This is a genomic window from Gelidibacter maritimus (assembly GCF_014062315.1).
Taxonomy (GTDB): Bacteria; Bacteroidota; Bacteroidia; order Flavobacteriales; family Flavobacteriaceae; genus Gelidibacter; species Gelidibacter maritimus.
This window is the reverse complement of sequence record NZ_JACGLT010000014.1, coordinates 40,517-60,033: the sequence shown is the minus strand read 5'-3', so window position 1 is coordinate 60,033 and position 19,517 is coordinate 40,517. Positions and strand designations below refer to the sequence as shown.

Below are 19,517 nucleotides of genomic sequence, written 5' to 3'. Positions count from 1 at the left end.
AGTTAATCCGAACGAAACTTCATAATTCATTATTCAGCGTTCGATATTCGATATTAACTATGATCACAACAGAACAACATATCGACCCTAAATTAATCCCGATCCTGGAGACAGTTTCCGATCCAGAAATCCCAGTCCTTTCCATCATGGACATGGGAGTGGTGCGTAGTGCTCTCATTGAAAATGGAATTGTAAAAGTTCAAATCACACCAACCTATAGTGGATGTCCGGCGATGGACGTTATTGGTGACGATATCAAAAAAGCCTTAAAAGATGCAGGATATAAATCGGAAGTAGAATTAATCTTATCCCCAGCTTGGACCACCGATTGGATTACCCCAAGAGGCAGAAAAGCTTTGGAGGATTATGGCATCGCGGCTCCCTTGGGTGCAGAAGCCGATAAAGATGTTTTATTGCACGGCAAACGCATTGTAAAATGTCCGCAATGTGGTTCAACAAACACAAAAATGGTGAGTCAGTTTGGTTCAACAGCGTGTAAAGCACAATTTCAGTGTGATGACTGTTTGGAACCCTTTGATTATTTTAAATGTTTAAAATGAGAATGAATAATGAATACTGATTTATAAATAACGAATCATGAAGTTTGGATTAAGCCCACTTCATTATTCGTTATTCTTAGTTCGATATTCGATATTAAAAAAATATGAATTCAATAGTATTAGAAATAAAAAATAGTGTTGCGTATATCACGCTCAACCGCCCAGAAGTCTTCAACAGCTTTAATCGTGAAATGGCGTTACGATTACAAGACACACTGGATGCTTGTGAAAAAAATGACGCCGTTCGGGCCATTGTTTTGACCGGAAATGGAAAAGCATTTTGCGCGGGTCAAGATTTAAAAGAAGTCACCTCTCCAGAATTGAATCCGGGGTTCAAAAAGATCTTGGAAGAACATTACAATCCGATCATCACCAGAATTCGTGCGATTAAAAAGCCAATCATTGGCGCCATCAACGGCGTGGCGGCAGGAGCAGGTGCAAATATTGCCTTGGCATGCGATATAGTTGTAGCTCATGAAAAAGTAAGTTTTATCCAAGCCTTTAGCCTCATCGGTTTAGTACCGGATAGTGCGGGAACTTTCTTCTTGCCGCGACTTATCGGATTTCAAAAAGCATTAGCATTGGCTATGCTTGGCGATAAAGTGTCTGCAGAAGAAGCGGAAAAAATGGGAATGCTCTATAAAGTTCTGCCTTTGGAAAGCTTTGAAGAGGATGTCAATCAACTGGCTTTGAAACTTGCCAATATGCCTACAAAAGCTTTGGGAATGATTAAGGAATTGTTCAATGACTCCATGACCAACGATTTGGAAGCCCAGTTGGCATTAGAATCTAAATTTCAAATAGAAGCCGCACAAACCGAAGATTATGCAGAAGGCGTTGCGGCATTTGTTGAAAAAAGAAAACCGAAGTTTAAAGGAGTGTGAATATCGAATATCGAACCGATTAATATCGAATAAAGAAGTTTAATATGGCAAGTTATAAGTATGATTTGGAAGAACGACTAATCCAGTTTGCAGTTGATGTTATTTTAATCTGTGGAAAAATTGATGGGAGTTTCGCCTCACAGCATTTGTCAAAACAATTAATTCGTTCAGCAACTTCTGCCGCTCTTAATTACGGAGAGGCGCAAAGTGCTGAGTCTGCAAGAGATTTTCTTCATAAAATGAGGTTGTGCTTGAAGGAATTGAGAGAGTCCTTAGTCAATCTCAAGATTCAAAAAGGTGCTGATTTAATTAAAGACATTGAACGATTGAATCTGTTAATGAAAGAGAACAATGAACTAATTGCGATTTTCGTTTCAAGTATTCGTACATCACAAAATAAAAATAAAAGCTAAATATATGAATAGTATGACTAAATCAAACTTCGATATTCAGTGTTCAAAATTCAATATTCGTTATTCATGAGAATTGGAATAATAGGGTCTGGAACCATGGGAAGCGGCATCGCGCAAGTGGCAGCAACATCAGGCTGCAAAGTGAAGTTGTACGATACCAATCAATCCGCATTAGACAAGGCAAAAACAGCTTTGGATAAAATATTGTCACGATTGATTGAAAAAGATCGTATTGATGCTGACGAAAAATCTCGGATTCAAAACAACATTTCCTACGTTAGTAATTTAAATGATCTATCGGATTCCGATTTAACCATCGAGGCTATTGTTGAAAATCTGGACATCAAGAAGAAAGTGTTTTCAGAACTGGAAACCTATGTTTCAGAAGACTGTATCATCGCCTCAAATACATCAAGCTTATCCATTGCGTCGATTGCTTCGGCCTTGAAAAATCCTGAGCGCTGCATCGGCATTCATTTTTTCAATCCGGCGCCCTTGATGCAACTGGTTGAGGTGATTCCGGCCATTCAAACCTCAAAAAACATTTTGGATAAGACCGTAAATACAATATCCGATTGGAAAAAAGTTGTTGCCGTTGCAAAAGACACTCCCGGATTTATTGTCAATCGGGTGGCAAGGCCTTTTTATGGCGAAGCTTTAAGAATATACGAAGAAGGAATTGCCGACCTGCCTGCCGGACAGGCAGGTTTTATAACCATAGATGAAAGCCTTAAAACTTTGGGAGGTTTCAGGATGGGCCCTTTCGAATTAATGGATTTTATTGGAAACGATGTCAATTACACGGTAACTGAAACCGTTTTTAAAGCCTTTTATTTTGATCCGAGATATAAGCCATCTTTTACGCAAAAGCGTTTTGCAGAAGCGGGATATTTGGGAAGGAAATCGGGTAAAGGTTATTATAACTATGATAAAAATGGAGGTATAATTATTCCTGAACGCGATTATTATCAGGAAAAGGACACTCATGATAAAAAACTAAAACAATATATATTCGATCGTGTCCTTGTTATGCTTATCAACGAAGCTGCCGATGCGTTATTCATGAATATCGCTTCCGCAGAAGATATAGATAATGCCATGACCAAAGGTGTCAATTACCCAAAGGGATTATTGGCATGGGCAAATGAAAAAGGCATCGATTGGTGCGTTACAAAAATGGATGAATTGTACAATGAATATCATGAAGATAGGTATCGGTGTAGCCCGTTGTTGCGACGAATGCTTTCTGAAGGTATGAGGTTTTTTGATTAACGATTGAAGAGTGCTGATTTTTGAATTCAGAAGTTTGGACACTTCAACAATCAAAAATCGTTAATCATCAATCAAAAATGATATCTGCTTTGAGAAGACACTTAAATAATAAGAGCTGAATTGTGATAAGTCGTATGACTTCACTCACCTCTCATCTCTACAAAACTCATCACTAAATGAACGAAACCCTTATACCATATAAAATGCTCTCCTTCGATGCCTACAGTACCTGGCTCGGCATTGAAATTTTAGAATGCGAAATAGGGCGTTGTAAAGTCGGATTAACGATAAGAAAGGAAATGCTAAACAGTATGGGTAAAGCTCACGGTGGCATCAGTTATTCATTAGCAGACACCGCTTTCGGATTTACGGCCAATACCCATGGTAAATACGCAGTTTCTATCGAAACAAGTATCAACCATATCGAAGCTTTAGATGAAGGTGATTATATAGTGGCTGAATCTGTCATTGAGAAGGTTAAAAATAAATTGGGATTTAATATTGTCGAGGTGAAACGGGGTGATGAATTGGTCGCGCTTTTTAAAGGGGTGGTTTATAGAACCAATAAAGAATGGGAATAATAAGAAAGAATGTTTTAAATTTAATAACTAAAAATTTTAAACACTAAAATATATGAAATGGAGAGGTAGAAGACAAAGTGGGAATTTGGAAGACCGTCGCGGTATGTCCACTAAGGGTAAATTTGCTGCTGGTGGTGGTATAATCGCCGTAGTTGTAGTCCTGCTACAAATGTTTGGTGGCGAAACCGGACAAGTATTAGCGCCAATTTTGGATCAGGTCAATCAATCGCAATCGGTATCAGAATCTGGAGAGCAAAGAGAATTAACTGAGAAAGAAAAGGAACTTGGTGCGTTTATGAATGCAGTGGTGGTGGATACTGAAGATATTTGGAACCAAATATTCAGGGATAATGGTTTGGGAGCTTATAAAGAGCCTAATGTGGTTTTGTTTACAGACGCTGTAAGAACTGGTTGCGGAAATGCAAGTGCTGCGGCAGGGCCCTTTTACTGTCCTGCAGATCAAAAAGTATATATGGATTTATCCTTTTTTGACCAGCTAAGAAGTCGATTTGGCGCCAAGGGTGGCGATTTTGCAATTGCTTATGTTACGGCTCATGAAATTGGTCATCACGTTCAAACCTTGCTCGGCACGTCTCAAAAGGTCAGGCAAATGCAACAACAATCCAGTGCAGCACAAGCCAATCAACTTTCTGTAGCACAAGAGCTTCAGGCCGATTTCTATGCAGGTGTATGGGCGCATCACAATAAAGAATATTTGGAAGAAGGTGATATTGAAGAGGCATTAAGCGCTGCAAATGCAGTGGGTGATGATGCTATTCAAAAACGAACACAAGGCAGTGTGCAACCGGATAGTTTTACTCACGGCACTTCTGAGCAACGAATGCATTGGTTTATGAAAGGTTATAAAACTGGCGATATCAGACAAGGCGATACGTTTTCAGAACTTTTGAATTAACCAATTCCTGCGTAGGCAGGAATCTCAGTGTTGTAAGAGCGTTAGCATTGTAAATACCGCTGATAACGATTGATGACTTTAACACACAAAAATTGTCCAGTGTATGACAGAATCGTTTTAATCCTGGAAATATTAAATTAATAAACAAATAATTTAACAACCAGCAAAGGTTAAAAACCTTGTTGGTCTTTTAAACAATAAGATTCCCGCCTTCGCGGGAATAAAGCAAGCTTATGAAAGAAGCATATATCATAGACGGCATTAGAACACCAATAGGAAGTTATCAAGGCACATTATCTGCAGTAAGAACTGACGATTTAGCAGCTTTGGTCATAGAAGAGATTGTCAAACGGAACCCAAACATCCCAAAGGATGCCTACGACGATGTCATTTTGGGCTGTGCCAATCAAGCAGGCGAAGACAATCGGAATGTGGCACGCATGGCTTCATTATTGGCTGGATTGCCATTTACCGTTCCAGGTGAAACGGTCAACCGTTTATGTAGCTCAGGATTATCAGCAATCATTCACGCCAATCGTGCCATAAAAGCTGGAGACGGTGATATTTTTATTGCCGGTGGGGTGGAACATATGACTCGTGGGCCCTATGTGGTTGCAAAACCCTCAAAAGCTTTTGGAACCGATGCTCAAATGTACGATTCCAGTTTCGGATGGCGGTTTGTCAATCCGAAAATGCAAAAACTATATGGAACCGAAGGTATGGGTCAAACTGCTGAAAATCTGGTAGATAAATATAATATCTCACGTGAGGATCAGGATAAGTTTGCTTATTGGAGCCAAATGAAAGCAGCTAAAGCTCAAGAAAACGGGCGTTTAGCGAAAGAAATTATGACTGTTGAAATTCCTCAACGAAAAAAAGACCCTATTAAATTTTCAAAAGACGAATTTGTAAAACCGAATACCTCTTTAGAAGTTTTAGGGAAATTACGTGGGGCATTCAAAGCTGAGGGAGGAAGCGTCACCGCAGGTAATTCCTCGGGGCTGAATGATGGTGCCGCTGCAACCATCATCGCTTCGGAATCAGCCGTTAAAAAATACAATTTAAAACCATTGGCAAGAATTGTAAGTTCAGCAGTGGTTGGCGTTGAGCCGAGAGTCATGGGCATTGGTCCCGTGGAAGCTTCTAATAAGGCGCTTGAAAAAGCAGGTTTGACGATGGAAGACATGGATATTATCGAACTCAATGAAGCCTTTGCAGCTCAAGCTTTGGCGTGCACAAGAGCATGGGGATTGGCAGACGACGACCCGAGATTGAATCCTAACGGAGGAGCCATTGCCATTGGTCATCCGCTCGGCGTAACGGGAACTCGAGTGGCATATTCTGCCGCACTGGAGCTTAAAGAAACGGGAAAAAGATATGCGTTGATTACCATGTGTATTGGGGTTGGACAAGGTTATGCGGCTATTATAGAACGAATTCCTGCGTAGGCAGGAAACCTTTAGGTTCAGCGTAGTTAATCTCATTGGCTCCCTAAAGCTCAGTTCATTCTCCGAAGAATGTTAACAACAGCAAGTTTCCACAAACTTGATATAAAAATTTATAAATGTTATCTATATTTATATAAAATAAATATAAAATGGCAACATTTACATCATCATTACCGGACGAATTGCTTAAGGAGCTTGCTGATACGGCAAAAAAACTTAAGCTACCGAAGAACAAAATTATAGAGAAAGCATTGGAATATTATTTAGACCAAATCAAGCGTGCTGAATATGCCAAATCCTTTCAACGTGCTGCAAAGGATCCAGAAATGCTCTTAATTGCAGAAGAAGGCTTGGAAGATTACGTCAGGATTTTAGAGGAGCTGGAAAAGAAATGAAACAGGGTGAGATTTGGAATGTTTATTTTGACCCAATAAAGGGCAGTGAACAGGCGGATAATAGACCAGCAGTTATTATAAGTGGGAACTTGATGAATTCAAAATCTGATTTGGCAATTGTATGCCCGCTAACAAGTTCAATCAAAGGTTATAAAGGAAATCCCATTTTAAAACCTGATAAAATTAATGGTTTGGAAGTGCCTTCGGAAGTTTTGGTATTTCAAGTTAGAACACTTTCGAAATTGCGTTTTAAGAAGAAAATAGGGGTTATTTCAGAAGAAATTGTTTTAGAAATAAAAAAAACACTTGATGATATTTTACGATTATAAAATTGAATATGGTATTCATTGTAATTTTCGGTACTGAGTGAAAGGACCTGACTGATTGGAGGATTTTGGATTAGGAGTATTGGTTCTGAACCGAATTATGAATATAGAAGTAAAGAAGTTTAACTAACAAAAAGCCCTTTCGTTTGGAAAGGGATGGGATAGAATGAAAAAAATACAAAATTACGTCACAGGACAATGGATTGAAGGTAAAGGAGAAGGTACTCCTATGTACGATGCCATCACTGGCGAAGTCGTTGCGCTTTCAGACACTCAAGGATTGGATTTCGCCGAAATTCTTCATTATGGAAGAACCAAAGGGGGTGAAGTGCTTCGGAAAATGACCTTTCAAGAACGTGGGAATATGTTGAAAAGCTTGGCTTTATATCTTACAAAGAGAAAGGAGGCTTTCTACGAATTAAGTTATAGAACCGGCGCAACCAGAATGGATAGTTGGATTGATATTGAAGGCGGATTTGGTAACCTTTTTTCCAACGCATCCTTAAGAAAATTATTTCCTAACCAATCCTATCATGTAGAAGGAGAGCCTATCGATTTATCACGTGGTGGACGCTTTATGGCGCATCATATCATGGTGCCAAAGCGTGGAGTGGCAGTTCATATTAACGCCTTTAACTTCCCGGTTTGGGGCATGTTGGAAAAATGTGCATCCAATTGGATGGCGGGTGTTCCTGCAGTAGTAAAACCAGCAACGAATGGTTCGTTTTTAACCGAAGCTGTGGTGCGTGAAATTATAGCATCGGGTATTCTTCCCGAAGGTGCTTTACAATTAATTACAGGCTCAGCACGAACTATTTTAGATACTGTCGAATCACAGGATGTGGTGACCTTTACAGGCTCAGCAACCACCGGTCGCTTGTTAAAATCGCATAAACGAATCATTGAAGAATCCGTCCCTTTCAATATGGAGGCTGATTCTTTGAACGCTTCAATATTAGGTGAAGATGCTGTTCCTGGAACTCCCGAATTTGATTTGTTTATCAAAGAAGTCAGAAATGAAATGACAGTCAAATGTGGACAAAAATGTACAGCAATCCGTCGCATTATTGTACCACAAGATTTGGTCGAAGATGTTCAGGTTGCCTTAGGAAAAGCTTTGGACAGGGTTACTATTGGCGATCCGAGACTTAAGGGCGTCAGAATGGGTGCATTGATAAGCAGGGATCAAGTAACGGAAGTTAGGAATCGTGTGGAGGAATTGGCTAAAACCGCCAGTATTGTTTATGGCGATTTGGATAAAATAGAGACAATTGGCGCTGATTCCAAAAAAGGAGCGTTTTTAAGTCCGATTTTGCTGCGTGAAGACAACCCGTTTAAAAACTTATCGGTTCACGAAACCGAAGCTTTTGGTCCAGTGAGCACCATTATGCCTTATAAAAATATAGAAGAAGCTGTTACTTTGGCCCAAATGGGTAAAGGTTCTCTGGTGTCGTCTATTGCAACTTTCGACGATAAAATCGCTAAAGAATATGTCGTCAATGCGGCAAGTCATCACGGCCGGATTTTAGTCATCAACCGAGAAATGGCCAAGGAAAGCACTGGTCACGGGTCGCCATTGCCGAATTTGGTTCATGGAGGTCCAGGACGTGCGGGAGGTGGTGAAGAAATGGGAGGATTAAGAGGCATTAAGCATTACTTACAACGAACTGCCATCCAAGGATCCCCAACCACATTGACCGAAATTACTGGTATTTATCAAGCCAAAGCCAAATACAAAGAAGCAGAGCAGCATCCATTCAAATACCATTGGGAAGATATTCAACCTGGTATGTCCTTAAAGACCCATAAACGGACGCTTACTGATACAGATATTATCAATTTTTCGAATCTCACTTGGGACCATTTTTATGCCCATACGGATATCACTTCCTTGGATGGGAGCATTTTTGAAAAACGAACTGCCCATGGCTATTTCATCATTGCTGCTGCCGCTGGATTGTTTGTCTATCCAAATAAAGGTCCTGTAGCTGCCAACTACGGATTGGAAGACTGTCGATTTTTACGCCCATTATATCATAACGATACCATTTATGTGCGATTGACCTGTAAACAAAAAGTGGACAGAGATGTCGCTTCCGCAGAACATCCAAGTGGAATTGTCAAATGGTTTGTTGAGGTTTTCGATGCAGAAGATGAATTGGTAGCCGTAGCGACAATTTTAACCATGGTTCAGAAAAAACAAGAAGTGTTTGTAGAAATGACCGATGAGAAAATTGAAGAGCTTCTTTCAAAATTAACTCCAGACATGAAACCAAAATGGGGCATCATGACCCCACAGCACATGTTGGAGCATCTGGAATACACTTACAAAATCGCTTCAGGTGAAGTTCAGGATTTTGATATCACGACACCGGAAAAGATATTGGAAAAAATTCATGCAAGTCTCTATACCTATGAGAAATTTCCAAGGAATTCGAATTTTCCATTACTCGAAAAAGATAAATTGGATGAATTAAAATATCCAGATTTAGAAACTGCAAAACAAAAATTCCAAGAACAAAGAGAAAGGTATGTCGCATTTTTTAAAGAACATCCAGAAGCAAAATTGAAAAACTTGGTTTTTGGTGAATTGAATAAATATGAATCGTACTTGTTGGAAAGAAAACATCTGAATCATCACTTTGAGCAGTTCGGATTAATTTGAAAATAGCACAAACCTTTCAGGTTTTTAAAACCTGAAAGGTTTCAATCATAAAATCTCATTCAAGAGTCAAAACAGTCTTGATTCTTGATTCTAAAAATCTTGATCCTAATATATGGAGCCATACGTAACACTAAAAAACAAAAACGGAGTAGGATATATCGAATTTTTTCATCCTGCCCATAATTCCTTGCCCGGAAATCTGCTTTCAGAATTGGCAAGAACCATTCATTCTGCTGGGGAAGACGATAGCATTAAAGTCATCGTGCTGCAGAGTGGTGGCGATAGAACATTCTGCGCAGGTGCGAGCTTTAACGAACTTGTTGCTATCAACGATGAGGAAACAGGAAAGATATTCTTTTCGGGATTCGCCAATGTCATTAATGCCATGCGAAAATGTCCAAAATTCATCATCGGTCGTATCCAAGGCAAAACTGTTGGAGGAGGTGTCGGACTGGCATCAGCAACCGATTATTGTATGGCGACTAAATATGCCCAAATCAAATTAAGCGAACTGAATGTTGGCATCGGACCGTTTGTGGTTGGCCCCGCAGTCCAAAGAAAATTGGGATTGAGCGGAATGTCACAGATTGCCATGGACGCCAATACATTTTATACGGCGGAATGGGCCATGCAAAAAGGGTTGTATACCCAAGTATTCGACTCGGCCGAAGAATTGGATGAGGCTGTAAAAACATTCGCGGAAAATATGTGCAGCTACAATCCGAAAGCCATGGCCGAAATGAAAACTATGTTTTGGCGTGGTACCGAAGATTGGGATCAGCTATTGCTTCAACGTGCAAAAATTAGCGGCCGATTGGTGTTGAGTGAGTTTACGAAGGAGAAACTTAAAGAGTATAATTAGAAGAGGGTAGCGGGTGTAGATGGTAGAGGGTAGCAGAGAATGGAAGTTAAATGAAATGGTTTATGGAAAGTAAATATCATTTTAATTTTGAGGAATTAAAAGTATACCAAAAGGCTATAGAATTTGGTGAATTAGTTCATGGACAAATCAATCATTTTCCCAATTATGAATCTTATCGATTATCATCGCAATTTGCAAGAGCCGCTGATTCCATTGCATTTGATATTGCTGAAGGTTCGAGCAATTCTGATGTAAGTTTTTTAAATTATTTAAGAATCGCACGCGGTAGTGCTTTAGAATGTGTCGCTGCAACTACAAAAGCACGATTGCGTAATTATATAACATTTGAGCAAAGTGAAGTTAACAGGTCTTTGCTTGTTGAAATTAATAAAATGTTGTCTGCTTTAATGAAATACTTAAAAAATAAGAAAACATGAACAATCTACCCACTACCCACTACCCACTACCCACTAAACTCTATTATCTATGATCTATAAATTCAACAACTACGTTCCCGTTGTACACGAATCCAGTTTTGTGCACCCATTAGCTGCAGTCACAGGAAATGTCATTATCGGCAAAAACTGCTATATCGGTCCAGGAGCAGCCATTCGCGGCGATTGGGGACAGATTATTTTGGAGGATGGTGTCAACGTTCAAGAAAATTGCACGGTGCACATGTTTCCGGGCAAGTCGATTAGACTACAAGAAAGCGCTCATGTTGGTCATGGTGCCATAATTCACGGTGCCAATTTGGGTAGAAATTGCCTGATTGGGATGAATTCTGTTATTATGGATGATGCTGAAATTGGCGATGAATGCATCGTTGGAGCCATGAGTTTTGTAAAAGCAGAAACCATTATTCCAAAACGCAGTTTGGTAGTTGGTAATCCGGCAAAGGTAATTAAACAAGTAAGCGATGAAATGATTGCTTGGAAAACTAAAGGAACGCAACTTTATCAGCAATTACCAGCCGATTGCCATGAGAGTTTAAGAGAAGTAGAGCCATTAAGGGAGGTTCCTGAAAACATGAAGTTACAGGAAGATGTGTATAAGACGCTTCGCGAACACTTCCTGCGAAAGGAGGAATCTTCTGATTAAAAGCAGAATGATGAGGGCAGATATTATATTCAGTTCGCGGTATTAATTGCAATGCTATGAAGGATAATGTATCATACACGGAGGATGATTATAATTTGAAATAGTTGGGCGTTACCCAAGGGTCGCACTTTAACTACTCGCTTCCCAACGAAAAGTTGGGAGAGCTCAAACAAATCGTTCAAATGCTGAGCATTCACGATTTCTTAATTATCAAATAAGTGTGGTTGAGTAATCGCTAACGCAATGTCAAAACAAGAAAGTAATATAGAATCAATAAAAAAGGGTTAATCCGCATGGATTCAAAAACCTTGAAGGATTGAAAATAAGAAACAATGAGTAAAGAAAAGAGATTCCCACTTTCGTGGGAATTAAGGATGCCCAAAATGGGCGAAAGTATCACTGAGGGAACAATCATCAGTTGGCTCATCAACGAAGGAGACAGCTTTGAAGAGGGCGATATCATTCTGGAAGTTGCTACCGATAAGGTTGACAATGAAGTCCCAGCACCCCAATCCGGTAAGTTAATACAAACCTTGTTTAAGGAAAAAGATGTAGTTCCGGTGGGGGAAATTATTGCAATTTTTGAAGCTTCGGAAGACATAACCTCCAATGAACAGAAGGTTGTAGCTACTAAGTCTGAGAACACTCAAGAAAAAATAGTACAAAAGCCAAACAAGTCAAAGCAAACTAAAACTGCACCAAAATCAACCACTTCAATTCCTCTCCATGGTTATCAGACTTCAACTTCAAATGCTTTCTTTTCGCCACTAATTCTGAAAATTGCCAAGGAGCACCATATCAGCTATGAAGAATTAGCAAGGATTCCAGCCACTGGACATGAGGGACGATTACGGAAAAGCGATGTTTTCAATTATATTGAGGATGGAAGACCCTATAAGTTTGCACAGCCCGTAACACAAGACCCGACCGCATACCGAATTCCGCAATTGAATTTTGATAAAGGCAAAGGAAAAATCATTGAAATGGATCGCATGCGCCAAATGATTGCCGATCATATGGTCTATTCCAAACATACATCACCACACGTCACCGCTTATGTGGAAGCCGATATGACCAATATGGTCAACTGGAGAAACGCCAATAAGGAAGCTTTTCAAGAGAAATATGGTGAGCGATTGACCTTCACGCCGTTATTTGTGGAAGCCGTCGCCAAAGCGGTTAAGGATTTTCCAAACATCAATGCTTCTGTGGATGGGAATAACATTATCGTGAAAGAAGATATCAATATAGGCATGGCAACGGCCTTGCCGAGTGGGAATTTGATTGTTCCAGTTGTTAAAAATGCAGATACCAAAGATTTGATGACCTTGGCCGAAAACGTCAATGACCTTGCCAATAAAGCGCGAGACAATAAATTGGGAGGCGACGATATTAAAGGCAGTACGTTCACTATTTCTAACGTTGGTACCTTTGGAAGTGTGATGGGGACACCCATCATCAATCAGCCAGAAGTGGCCATTTTGGCCTTGGGGATCATCAAAAAAAGAGCGGAAGTCATTGAAACAGAAAAAGGTGATGAAATAGCGATCAGGAGCATGATGTATTTGTCTTTGTCGTTTGACCATCGCGTGGTTGATGGTTTCTTAGGAGGCAGTTTTGTTCGTCGAGTTGCTGATTATTTCGAGCAATTTGATGTTAATAGAGCAATTTAAAATAAATACAGACCTAACAGGTTTTTTGAAACCTGTTAGGTCTCACAATACAAAATATAGAATCCGTGTCAAAAAACATAAGTAAAGATCTATTAAAAAAAGCATTCAAACATCTTTGTACAGCCAAGGCAATGTCCGAATTGTACGAAGCCAATTTCAAGCAAGTATCCAAATACGTTCACGCTACCTCAAGAGGTCACGAAGTCATCCAAATAGCTTTAGGCATGCAATTGCTGCCGCAGGATTATGCGTTTCCGTATTATCGTGATGATGCAATGCTGTTGTCTTTCGGGTTGAAACCTTACGATTTAATGCTGCAATTATTGGCTAAAAAAGACGATCCGTTTTCTGGGGGACGCACCTACTATTGCCATCCAAGTTTGAAGGATTTTGACAAACCTAAAATCCCCCATCAATCATCAGCTACTGGAATGCAAGCTATTCCTGCAACTGGCGTCGCTATGGGGTTCTCTTACCGCGAAGGCGGTAATCTTTTTAAAGAGGAAAACGAAACAACTAAAATATCAATTCCTGATGAAGAAGAATTTTTAAGTGATTATGATGCCTCTGTTCATTCAGAAGCTTCCCGCCGCAACGGGAATGCGCCAATTGTGGTTTGCTCCTTAGGCGATGCCTCCATTACCGAAGGCGAAGTTGCGGAAGCCTTTCAAATGGCGGTCCTTAAGAAATTACCCATTTTATATTTGGTACAAGATAACGATTGGGATATTTCGGCCAATGCTGCTGAAACCCGAGCCCAGAATGCCTTTGAATACGCAAAAGGCTTTAAAGGTTTGGAAGCTATTACAATTGATGGTGCCAATTTCATTGAGAGTTATGAAGCCATTGAAAAAGTGATTGCTACCATTCGTAAAGAACGTCGGCCATTTTTAGTGCATGCTAAAGTGCCTTTGCTGAATCATCATACCTCTGGCGTGCGAATGGAATGGTATCGTGATGATTTGGAAGAAGCCAGATCTCGAGATCCTTATCCGGTATTAAAGCAACAGTTATTGGATCATGGGTTTTCTAATGATGATTTAGAAACTCTAGAAAAGGAATGTCATACGGCTGTAGAGAAAGATTATAATATGGCCCTAAAAGCCGATGATCCAAAACCAGAAGATTTATTCACCCACGATTTTGCACCCACGCCAATCACTGAAGAAGAAGGCGAGCGTTCTCCTAATGGTGCTGAGAAAGTCGTTATGGTTGATTGTGCTTTATTCGCCGTAGAAGAATTAATGCGAAAACATAAAGAATGTTTGCTCTATGGACAGGATGTTGGTGGCAGATTAGGTGGTGTTTTCAGAGAGGCCGCAACCTTGGCGCAAAAGTTTGGAGATGATCGGGTCTTCAATACACCCATTCAAGAAGCTTTTATAGTGGGGTCAACCGTTGGCATGAGTGCTGTTGGACTAAAACCAATCGTTGAGGTTCAATTTGCCGATTATATTTGGCCAGGCTTGAATCAATTATTTACAGAAGTCAGTAGAAGCTGCTATTTATCTAATGGAAAATGGCCCGTGAGCATGATTTTGCGTGTGCCAATTGGGGCTTATGGCAGTGGAGGTCCGTACCATTCATCGTCAGTGGAAAGTATCGTCACTAATATTAGAGGCATTAAAATAGCTTATCCAAGCAACGGTGCCGACCTAAAAGGCTTAATAAAAGCAGCCTATTACGATCCAAATCCAGTTGTTATTTTGGAGCATAAAGGGTTGTATTGGAGCAAGGTGCCGGGCACTAAAGGCGCCACATCTGTTGAGCCAAGCGAAGATTATGTGCTGCCTTTTGGCAAGGCTTGGGTACTTCAAGAAATTTGGAAACAGGAAGATAAAGAGACCATTACTATTGTTACTTACGGCATGGGTGTGCATTGGGCATACAATGCATCTGGTGAGTTGGACATGCGCGATCAAATTGAAATTATCGACTTAAGAACCTTGTTTCCTTTAGACGAAGAGACCATTATGACCTCCGTTAAGAAAACAGGAAAGTGTCTTGTGGTAACTGAAGAGCCTTCAAACAATTCGTTTGCAAGGGCTTTGGCAGGCAAGATTCAGGAAGCATCTTTTAAATTCTTAGATGCGCCGGTGATGACTATTGGCAGTGAGAATATGCCTGCTATTCCTCTGAATTCCATATTGGAGGAGACTATGATTCCGAGTACCGAGAAGGTGAAGCAAAAGATAATTGAGTTACTTAATTATTGATTACAGTCAAAACGACTGTTGATAGTATGATAGTTTTACACTAAATATTAAAACTCATATTATGAAAAAAATAATTTTTATGTCAACGATGTCTTTGTTTATGACCTTTTCGTTGACTTCCTGCAGAGAAGAAACTGAGAAGGAAAGAATCATAAATGAAATGCAAGATGAAGGTGCTGATATTGATGTCAGTGAAGATGGCGACAAAATTAAAATGGAAACCGAAAACCGAAAAGTCAAAATTAAAACTGATGATGACGGCGATGTCAAAATAAAGGATAAAACTGACAATGACGATAATTAAGGTTCAAAGGAAAAAACGACTCTCAAATGAGTCGTTTTTTTATGCCTTGCTTTATGATCCCTTCTAAACTTCATGAAATTAAACTACATAATGTAGTGGCTCCCCCAATCACCTAATCCTCGCATAACGGTCTATCAAAAAACTGTAGCTGAAGCTGTACTTTTATTCACGTCTATATAGTCGGCGTAAGGATTCAGAAATAAATTGGCGACTAAATTTAATTATAATCTTCTTTACCTCATTTTCTAAGGCTTGGTTTATGCAATAACTAATTACCGCTAATTTATCTAACGTAATTTTTATAAAGCAGCCTTCTTTCTACATTCTTGGAAATATGACCAACTAATCTCTCTATTGTTTGTAGTTAAGTCATATTCATACACAAGAATGTGATATGTTAAGATTATTCAAGTTTATAGAACCTTAGGTTAAAATTCTGTTAACAACCCCTTATAGGCAGTCATAATCATTTGTTCTTGTTTTTTAGTTAAAATGAACGAATTATTGATTTTTTGATGAAAATTCTTACTGAATTATTTTTGATTGGCTAAAAATCGAAATTTTATGTAATTAAAACATAAATATTGTTAAGTTTACGTCCGTTAATTTTATGTTAAAACATGTCAAAACTTATTTTTAAGACGAAATTCAATCTCGTATTTATAGTTATGCTAAGTTGCTTCAGTTGTAAAGAAGAAAGCAAACAAAATGAACAACTAAAGGAAAGCAATTTCTTATTCAACAAACTTCCAGTCGAGCGTACCAATATCACCTTTCAAAACACAATTGTTGAGGATGTCAATCATAGCATCATCAATTATATCTACTATTATAATGGAGGAGGTGTAGCGGCTGGAGATATCAATAACGATGGTCTTCCTGATTTGTACTTCGTCTCCAATACGGGTGAAAATAAATTATATCTCAATAAAGGAAATATGGAATTTGAGGATATAACTGCTACGGCCAATGTTTCCAGTAAATCAAGTTGGAACACCGGTGTTACTATGGTTGATATCAACAATGATGGGTATTTAGATATTTACTTATGTTCTGTTTCTGGACTTTTGGATTTTAAAGGTCATAATGAGCTTTTTATAAATAACGGTGACGGGACTTTTACCGAAATGTCCAAAGAGTATGGTTTGGACTTTGAAGGATATTCAACCCAAGCTTATTTTTTTGATTACGATAAAGACGGTGATCTTGATGTTTATATAGTTAATCATGCCGTTCATACCACACTATCCCATGGGCCTTCACATGTTAGAGACCAACGGGTTCCACTTGTTGGAGATGTGCTCTTAAATAATGACAACGGTAAATTTGTTGATGTTAGCGCCAAAGCAAATATTTACGGAGGCATCAATGGGTACGGACTTAGTGCAACCATTGCAGATTTCAACAATGACGGTTGGGATGATATTTATGTATGCAACGATTTTCATGAAGATGATTATTATTATATCAACAATCAAGATGGGACATTCTCGGACCAAATAAAGATGGCATTTTCAACAATAAGTAGATTTTCAATGGGAAGTGATGCAGCAGACATCAATGGCAATGGTTACCAAGATTTGATCACTTTAGATATGTTGCCAAAAGACGAAAAAGTCATTAAGGAGTCTGAAGGAGATGACGCCATGTTTAATATGCAAGAGCGTATGAGAGAATTGGGCTATAAGGATCAGTATGCCCGGAATATGCTACAAATTAACAATAAAGGTGCTTATTTTACAGAGACCGCTTTGTATAATGACATAGCAGATACTGATTGGAGTTGGGGGCCACTCATTGCAGATTTTAATAATGATGGTCATCAGGACCTGTTTGTGTCTAACGGGATTTTGAGAAGGCCCAATAATTTAGATTTTAGAAAATATGTAGCCAGTGCCTTTAGAGGTAGAAGTCCCGAAAGCGCATTAAATTGGTTGTATAATTCTATCAATGAAATGCCAAGCGGTCGGGTTGCTAATGAAATATTTGAAGGCAATTCGAATAAATTTGAAAATAGAACAGGCGAGTGGATTGAAAACATGCCTTCGCTTTCCAACGGCGCTATATATATCGATTTAGATAATGATGGCGATTTAGATTTGGTCATCAACAATCTCAATGGATATGCTAATGTTTATGAAAATACAACAAATAACACTAAGAATTATTTGTCGGTAAACTTAGATTACAAAGGTCAGAACAAGGAGGGTATTGGCGCAAAAGTTATTGTTTTTAGCGATGGCAAATCCCAATTAAAACAACTTTTCAAATCCAGAGGCTTTCTCTCCGCAACAGATGGTAGTCTGCATTTTGGTTTAGGCGATACTTATGAAATTGATTCATTACAAGTGATATGGCCAGATCAAAAATTCCAGACACTTAAAACACCAAAAATCAATCAAAAATTGACAATTGCCTATGCCGAGGATTTAGTAGAAGACTATTGGTTTGAGAACAAATTGATTAACGAAGGTTATTTTAAAGAAAGTAAATTAATCACTTTCAATCATGCTGAGGATGATTATAATGATTTCGTCCAGGAAAAATTAATTCCTTACAAAGTTTCTACTTTAGGGCCTGCAGTAGATGTGGCGGACATTAATAAGAATGGTTTTGATGATATCTTTATTGGAAATTCATCGGGAAAGCCCGCTAAGTTATTCTTGAACAACGGCATCACTTTTAGAGAGATGAATATTGAAGCCATTGCAAAAGATAGTTTATATGAAGATAACGACGCTGTATTCTTTGATTCCAATAATAATAAGCATTTGGACCTCTATGTAGCTTCAGGAATCAATCGGACAAGAGATAAAGCTTATGAAACTGACCGATTATATGTCAATATTGACGGGTCGTTCATAAAGTCAGAGAATAAAATACCACGGAATCCATTGGTAACCTCCTGTGTTGCAGCTTACGACTTTGACAATGATGGTGACGTGGACTTATTTATAGGCAACTTATCAGATCCAGACGATTTTGGTCTTGCAGTATCCTCGTATATTTTGGTAAATGATGGTCAGGGCACATTCCATAAACTCGAGGATTTTTCTTTGACTTCAAAAGTCACATCAGCCGTTTGGGCAGATATTGACAATGATGGGGTAAAGGATTTATTGGTGTCTACAGAATGGGATGGACCAAAGGTTTACTTGAACAAAAACGGAACCCTAAATTTAGTTGAGCTACCCGAAGGCATGAACGGTTTATGGCAGTCCATTGCAAGTTATGATATTGATGGGGATGGTGATAAGGACATTCTCTTGGGAAATTGGGGACTAAATACCAGATTCAATCCAACGGCAGAGACGCCATTGTTAATGTATTATTCTGATTTTGATCAAAATGGCAAGAACGAGACCGTCTTAGCCTATGGCAAAGACAGCAACTATTATCCAGTCAATTCAAAAGATGAACTTGCCAGTCAGATGAATGTCATCAGTAAAAGGTTTGTAAATTACAAGGACTTCGCCCTGAAAACTATAGAAGAAGTATTGTCACACGATGCCATAGCTAAGGCTGTAAAGTATGAAGTTCATACTTTGGCATCTGGTTACTTAAGGAATGATAATGGTGTTTTTACTGAATTTGTTGAATTTCCTCAAGAACTTCAATTGGCTCCGATCAATTCGTTTACAAATATCAGCATAGATAATGAAGATCAGTTGTTGGTCAGCGGAAACTCGCTCAAAGTTAACACCTACCACGGCGCTTATACGTCCTTAAAAGGGGTGTTTTTAAAAGATCTGTCCGAAATGAATGCCGTTTATGAGTTCGGTATTCAGCCGTTTCACGGTCAAGTTAAAGAAACAGTTACTTTAAAAATGAAAGATAAGAATCTACTTATCATCATTACAAATAACGAAAGCTTAAATGCCTATACCTACAAAAAATAAAT

17 protein-coding genes are annotated in these 19,517 nt (G+C 39.0%); all 17 read left to right on the top strand.

Annotation, left to right across the window (positions count from 1 at the left end; all coding sequences use genetic code 11):
* Positions 1-59: 59 nt before the first annotated feature.
* Positions 60-560: a 1,2-phenylacetyl-CoA epoxidase subunit PaaD gene (paaD, locus tag H3Z82_RS15290; protein ID WP_182206369.1), complete on the top strand. Its 501-nt coding sequence runs from the start codon at positions 60-62 to the stop codon at positions 558-560.
* 104 nt (positions 561-664) lie between these two features.
* On the top strand, positions 665-1,444 hold the full coding sequence (locus H3Z82_RS15285; protein WP_182206368.1) for an enoyl-CoA hydratase-related protein: 780 nt from the start codon (positions 665-667) through the stop codon (positions 1,442-1,444).
* Positions 1,445-1,488: 44 nt separating this feature from the next.
* The gene (locus tag H3Z82_RS15280) at positions 1,489-1,857 is read left to right on the top strand and encodes a four helix bundle protein (RefSeq protein WP_182206367.1); all 369 of its coding nucleotides are present in this window, start codon (positions 1,489-1,491) and stop codon (positions 1,855-1,857) included.
* Positions 1,858-1,923: 66 nt separating this feature from the next.
* Positions 1,924-3,129 carry a 3-hydroxyacyl-CoA dehydrogenase NAD-binding domain-containing protein gene (locus H3Z82_RS15275; RefSeq protein ID WP_182206366.1) on the top strand — a complete coding sequence of 402 codons (1,206 nt, stop codon included), beginning with the start codon at positions 1,924-1,926 and terminating at the stop codon, positions 3,127-3,129.
* A 176-nt stretch (positions 3,130-3,305) separates the two neighbouring features.
* On the top strand, positions 3,306-3,710 hold the full coding sequence (locus H3Z82_RS15270; RefSeq protein WP_182206365.1) for a PaaI family thioesterase: 405 nt from the start codon (positions 3,306-3,308) through the stop codon (positions 3,708-3,710).
* 52 nt (positions 3,711-3,762) lie between these two features.
* Entirely contained in the window at positions 3,763-4,626 is an 864-nt protein-coding gene (gene ypfJ, locus H3Z82_RS15265; protein ID WP_182206364.1) for a KPN_02809 family neutral zinc metallopeptidase, read from the top strand.
* A 233-nt stretch (positions 4,627-4,859) separates the two neighbouring features.
* Positions 4,860-6,074 carry a 3-oxoadipyl-CoA thiolase gene (gene pcaF / locus H3Z82_RS15260; RefSeq protein WP_182206363.1) on the top strand — a complete coding sequence of 405 codons (1,215 nt, stop codon included), beginning with the start codon at positions 4,860-4,862 and terminating at the stop codon, positions 6,072-6,074.
* Between the two features lie 149 nt (positions 6,075-6,223).
* A complete protein-coding gene (locus H3Z82_RS15255) occupies positions 6,224-6,469 on the top strand; it encodes a ribbon-helix-helix domain-containing protein (protein WP_182206362.1) in 246 nt (81 codons plus the stop codon).
* Positions 6,466-6,798 carry a type II toxin-antitoxin system PemK/MazF family toxin gene (locus H3Z82_RS15250; protein WP_182206361.1) on the top strand — a complete coding sequence of 111 codons (333 nt, stop codon included), beginning with the start codon at positions 6,466-6,468 and terminating at the stop codon, positions 6,796-6,798. The genes H3Z82_RS15255 and H3Z82_RS15250 overlap by 4 nt, the downstream gene beginning before the upstream one ends.
* 163 nt (positions 6,799-6,961) lie before the next feature.
* Positions 6,962-9,460, top strand: a complete 2,499-nt coding sequence (gene paaZ, locus H3Z82_RS15245; protein ID WP_182206360.1) for a phenylacetic acid degradation bifunctional protein PaaZ — start codon at positions 6,962-6,964, stop codon at positions 9,458-9,460.
* Between the two features lie 112 nt (positions 9,461-9,572).
* Positions 9,573-10,322 carry an enoyl-CoA hydratase/isomerase family protein gene (locus H3Z82_RS15240; RefSeq protein WP_182206359.1) on the top strand — a complete coding sequence of 250 codons (750 nt, stop codon included), beginning with the start codon at positions 9,573-9,575 and terminating at the stop codon, positions 10,320-10,322.
* A gap of 62 nt (positions 10,323-10,384) precedes the next feature.
* Positions 10,385-10,759, top strand: coding sequence for a four helix bundle protein (locus tag H3Z82_RS15235; protein ID WP_182206358.1), 375 nt, complete (start codon positions 10,385-10,387; stop codon positions 10,757-10,759).
* A gap of 49 nt (positions 10,760-10,808) precedes the next feature.
* Positions 10,809-11,423 carry an acyltransferase gene (locus tag H3Z82_RS15230; protein ID WP_182206357.1) on the top strand — a complete coding sequence of 205 codons (615 nt, stop codon included), beginning with the start codon at positions 10,809-10,811 and terminating at the stop codon, positions 11,421-11,423.
* Positions 11,424-11,755: 332 nt separating this feature from the next.
* Positions 11,756-13,096: a dihydrolipoamide acetyltransferase family protein gene (locus tag H3Z82_RS15225; RefSeq protein WP_182206356.1), complete on the top strand. Its 1,341-nt coding sequence runs from the start codon at positions 11,756-11,758 to the stop codon at positions 13,094-13,096.
* Between the two features lie 131 nt (positions 13,097-13,227).
* Positions 13,228-15,312, top strand: a complete 2,085-nt coding sequence (locus H3Z82_RS15220) for an alpha-ketoacid dehydrogenase subunit alpha/beta (RefSeq protein ID WP_182206415.1) — start codon at positions 13,228-13,230, stop codon at positions 15,310-15,312.
* 61 nt (positions 15,313-15,373) lie between these two features.
* Positions 15,374-15,616 carry a hypothetical protein gene (locus H3Z82_RS15215; protein ID WP_163517268.1) on the top strand — a complete coding sequence of 81 codons (243 nt, stop codon included), beginning with the start codon at positions 15,374-15,376 and terminating at the stop codon, positions 15,614-15,616.
* Between the two features lie 620 nt (positions 15,617-16,236).
* The gene (locus tag H3Z82_RS15210; RefSeq protein ID WP_235982463.1) at positions 16,237-19,515 is read left to right on the top strand and encodes a VCBS repeat-containing protein; all 3,279 of its coding nucleotides are present in this window, start codon (positions 16,237-16,239) and stop codon (positions 19,513-19,515) included.
* Positions 19,516-19,517 lie beyond the last annotated feature (2 nt).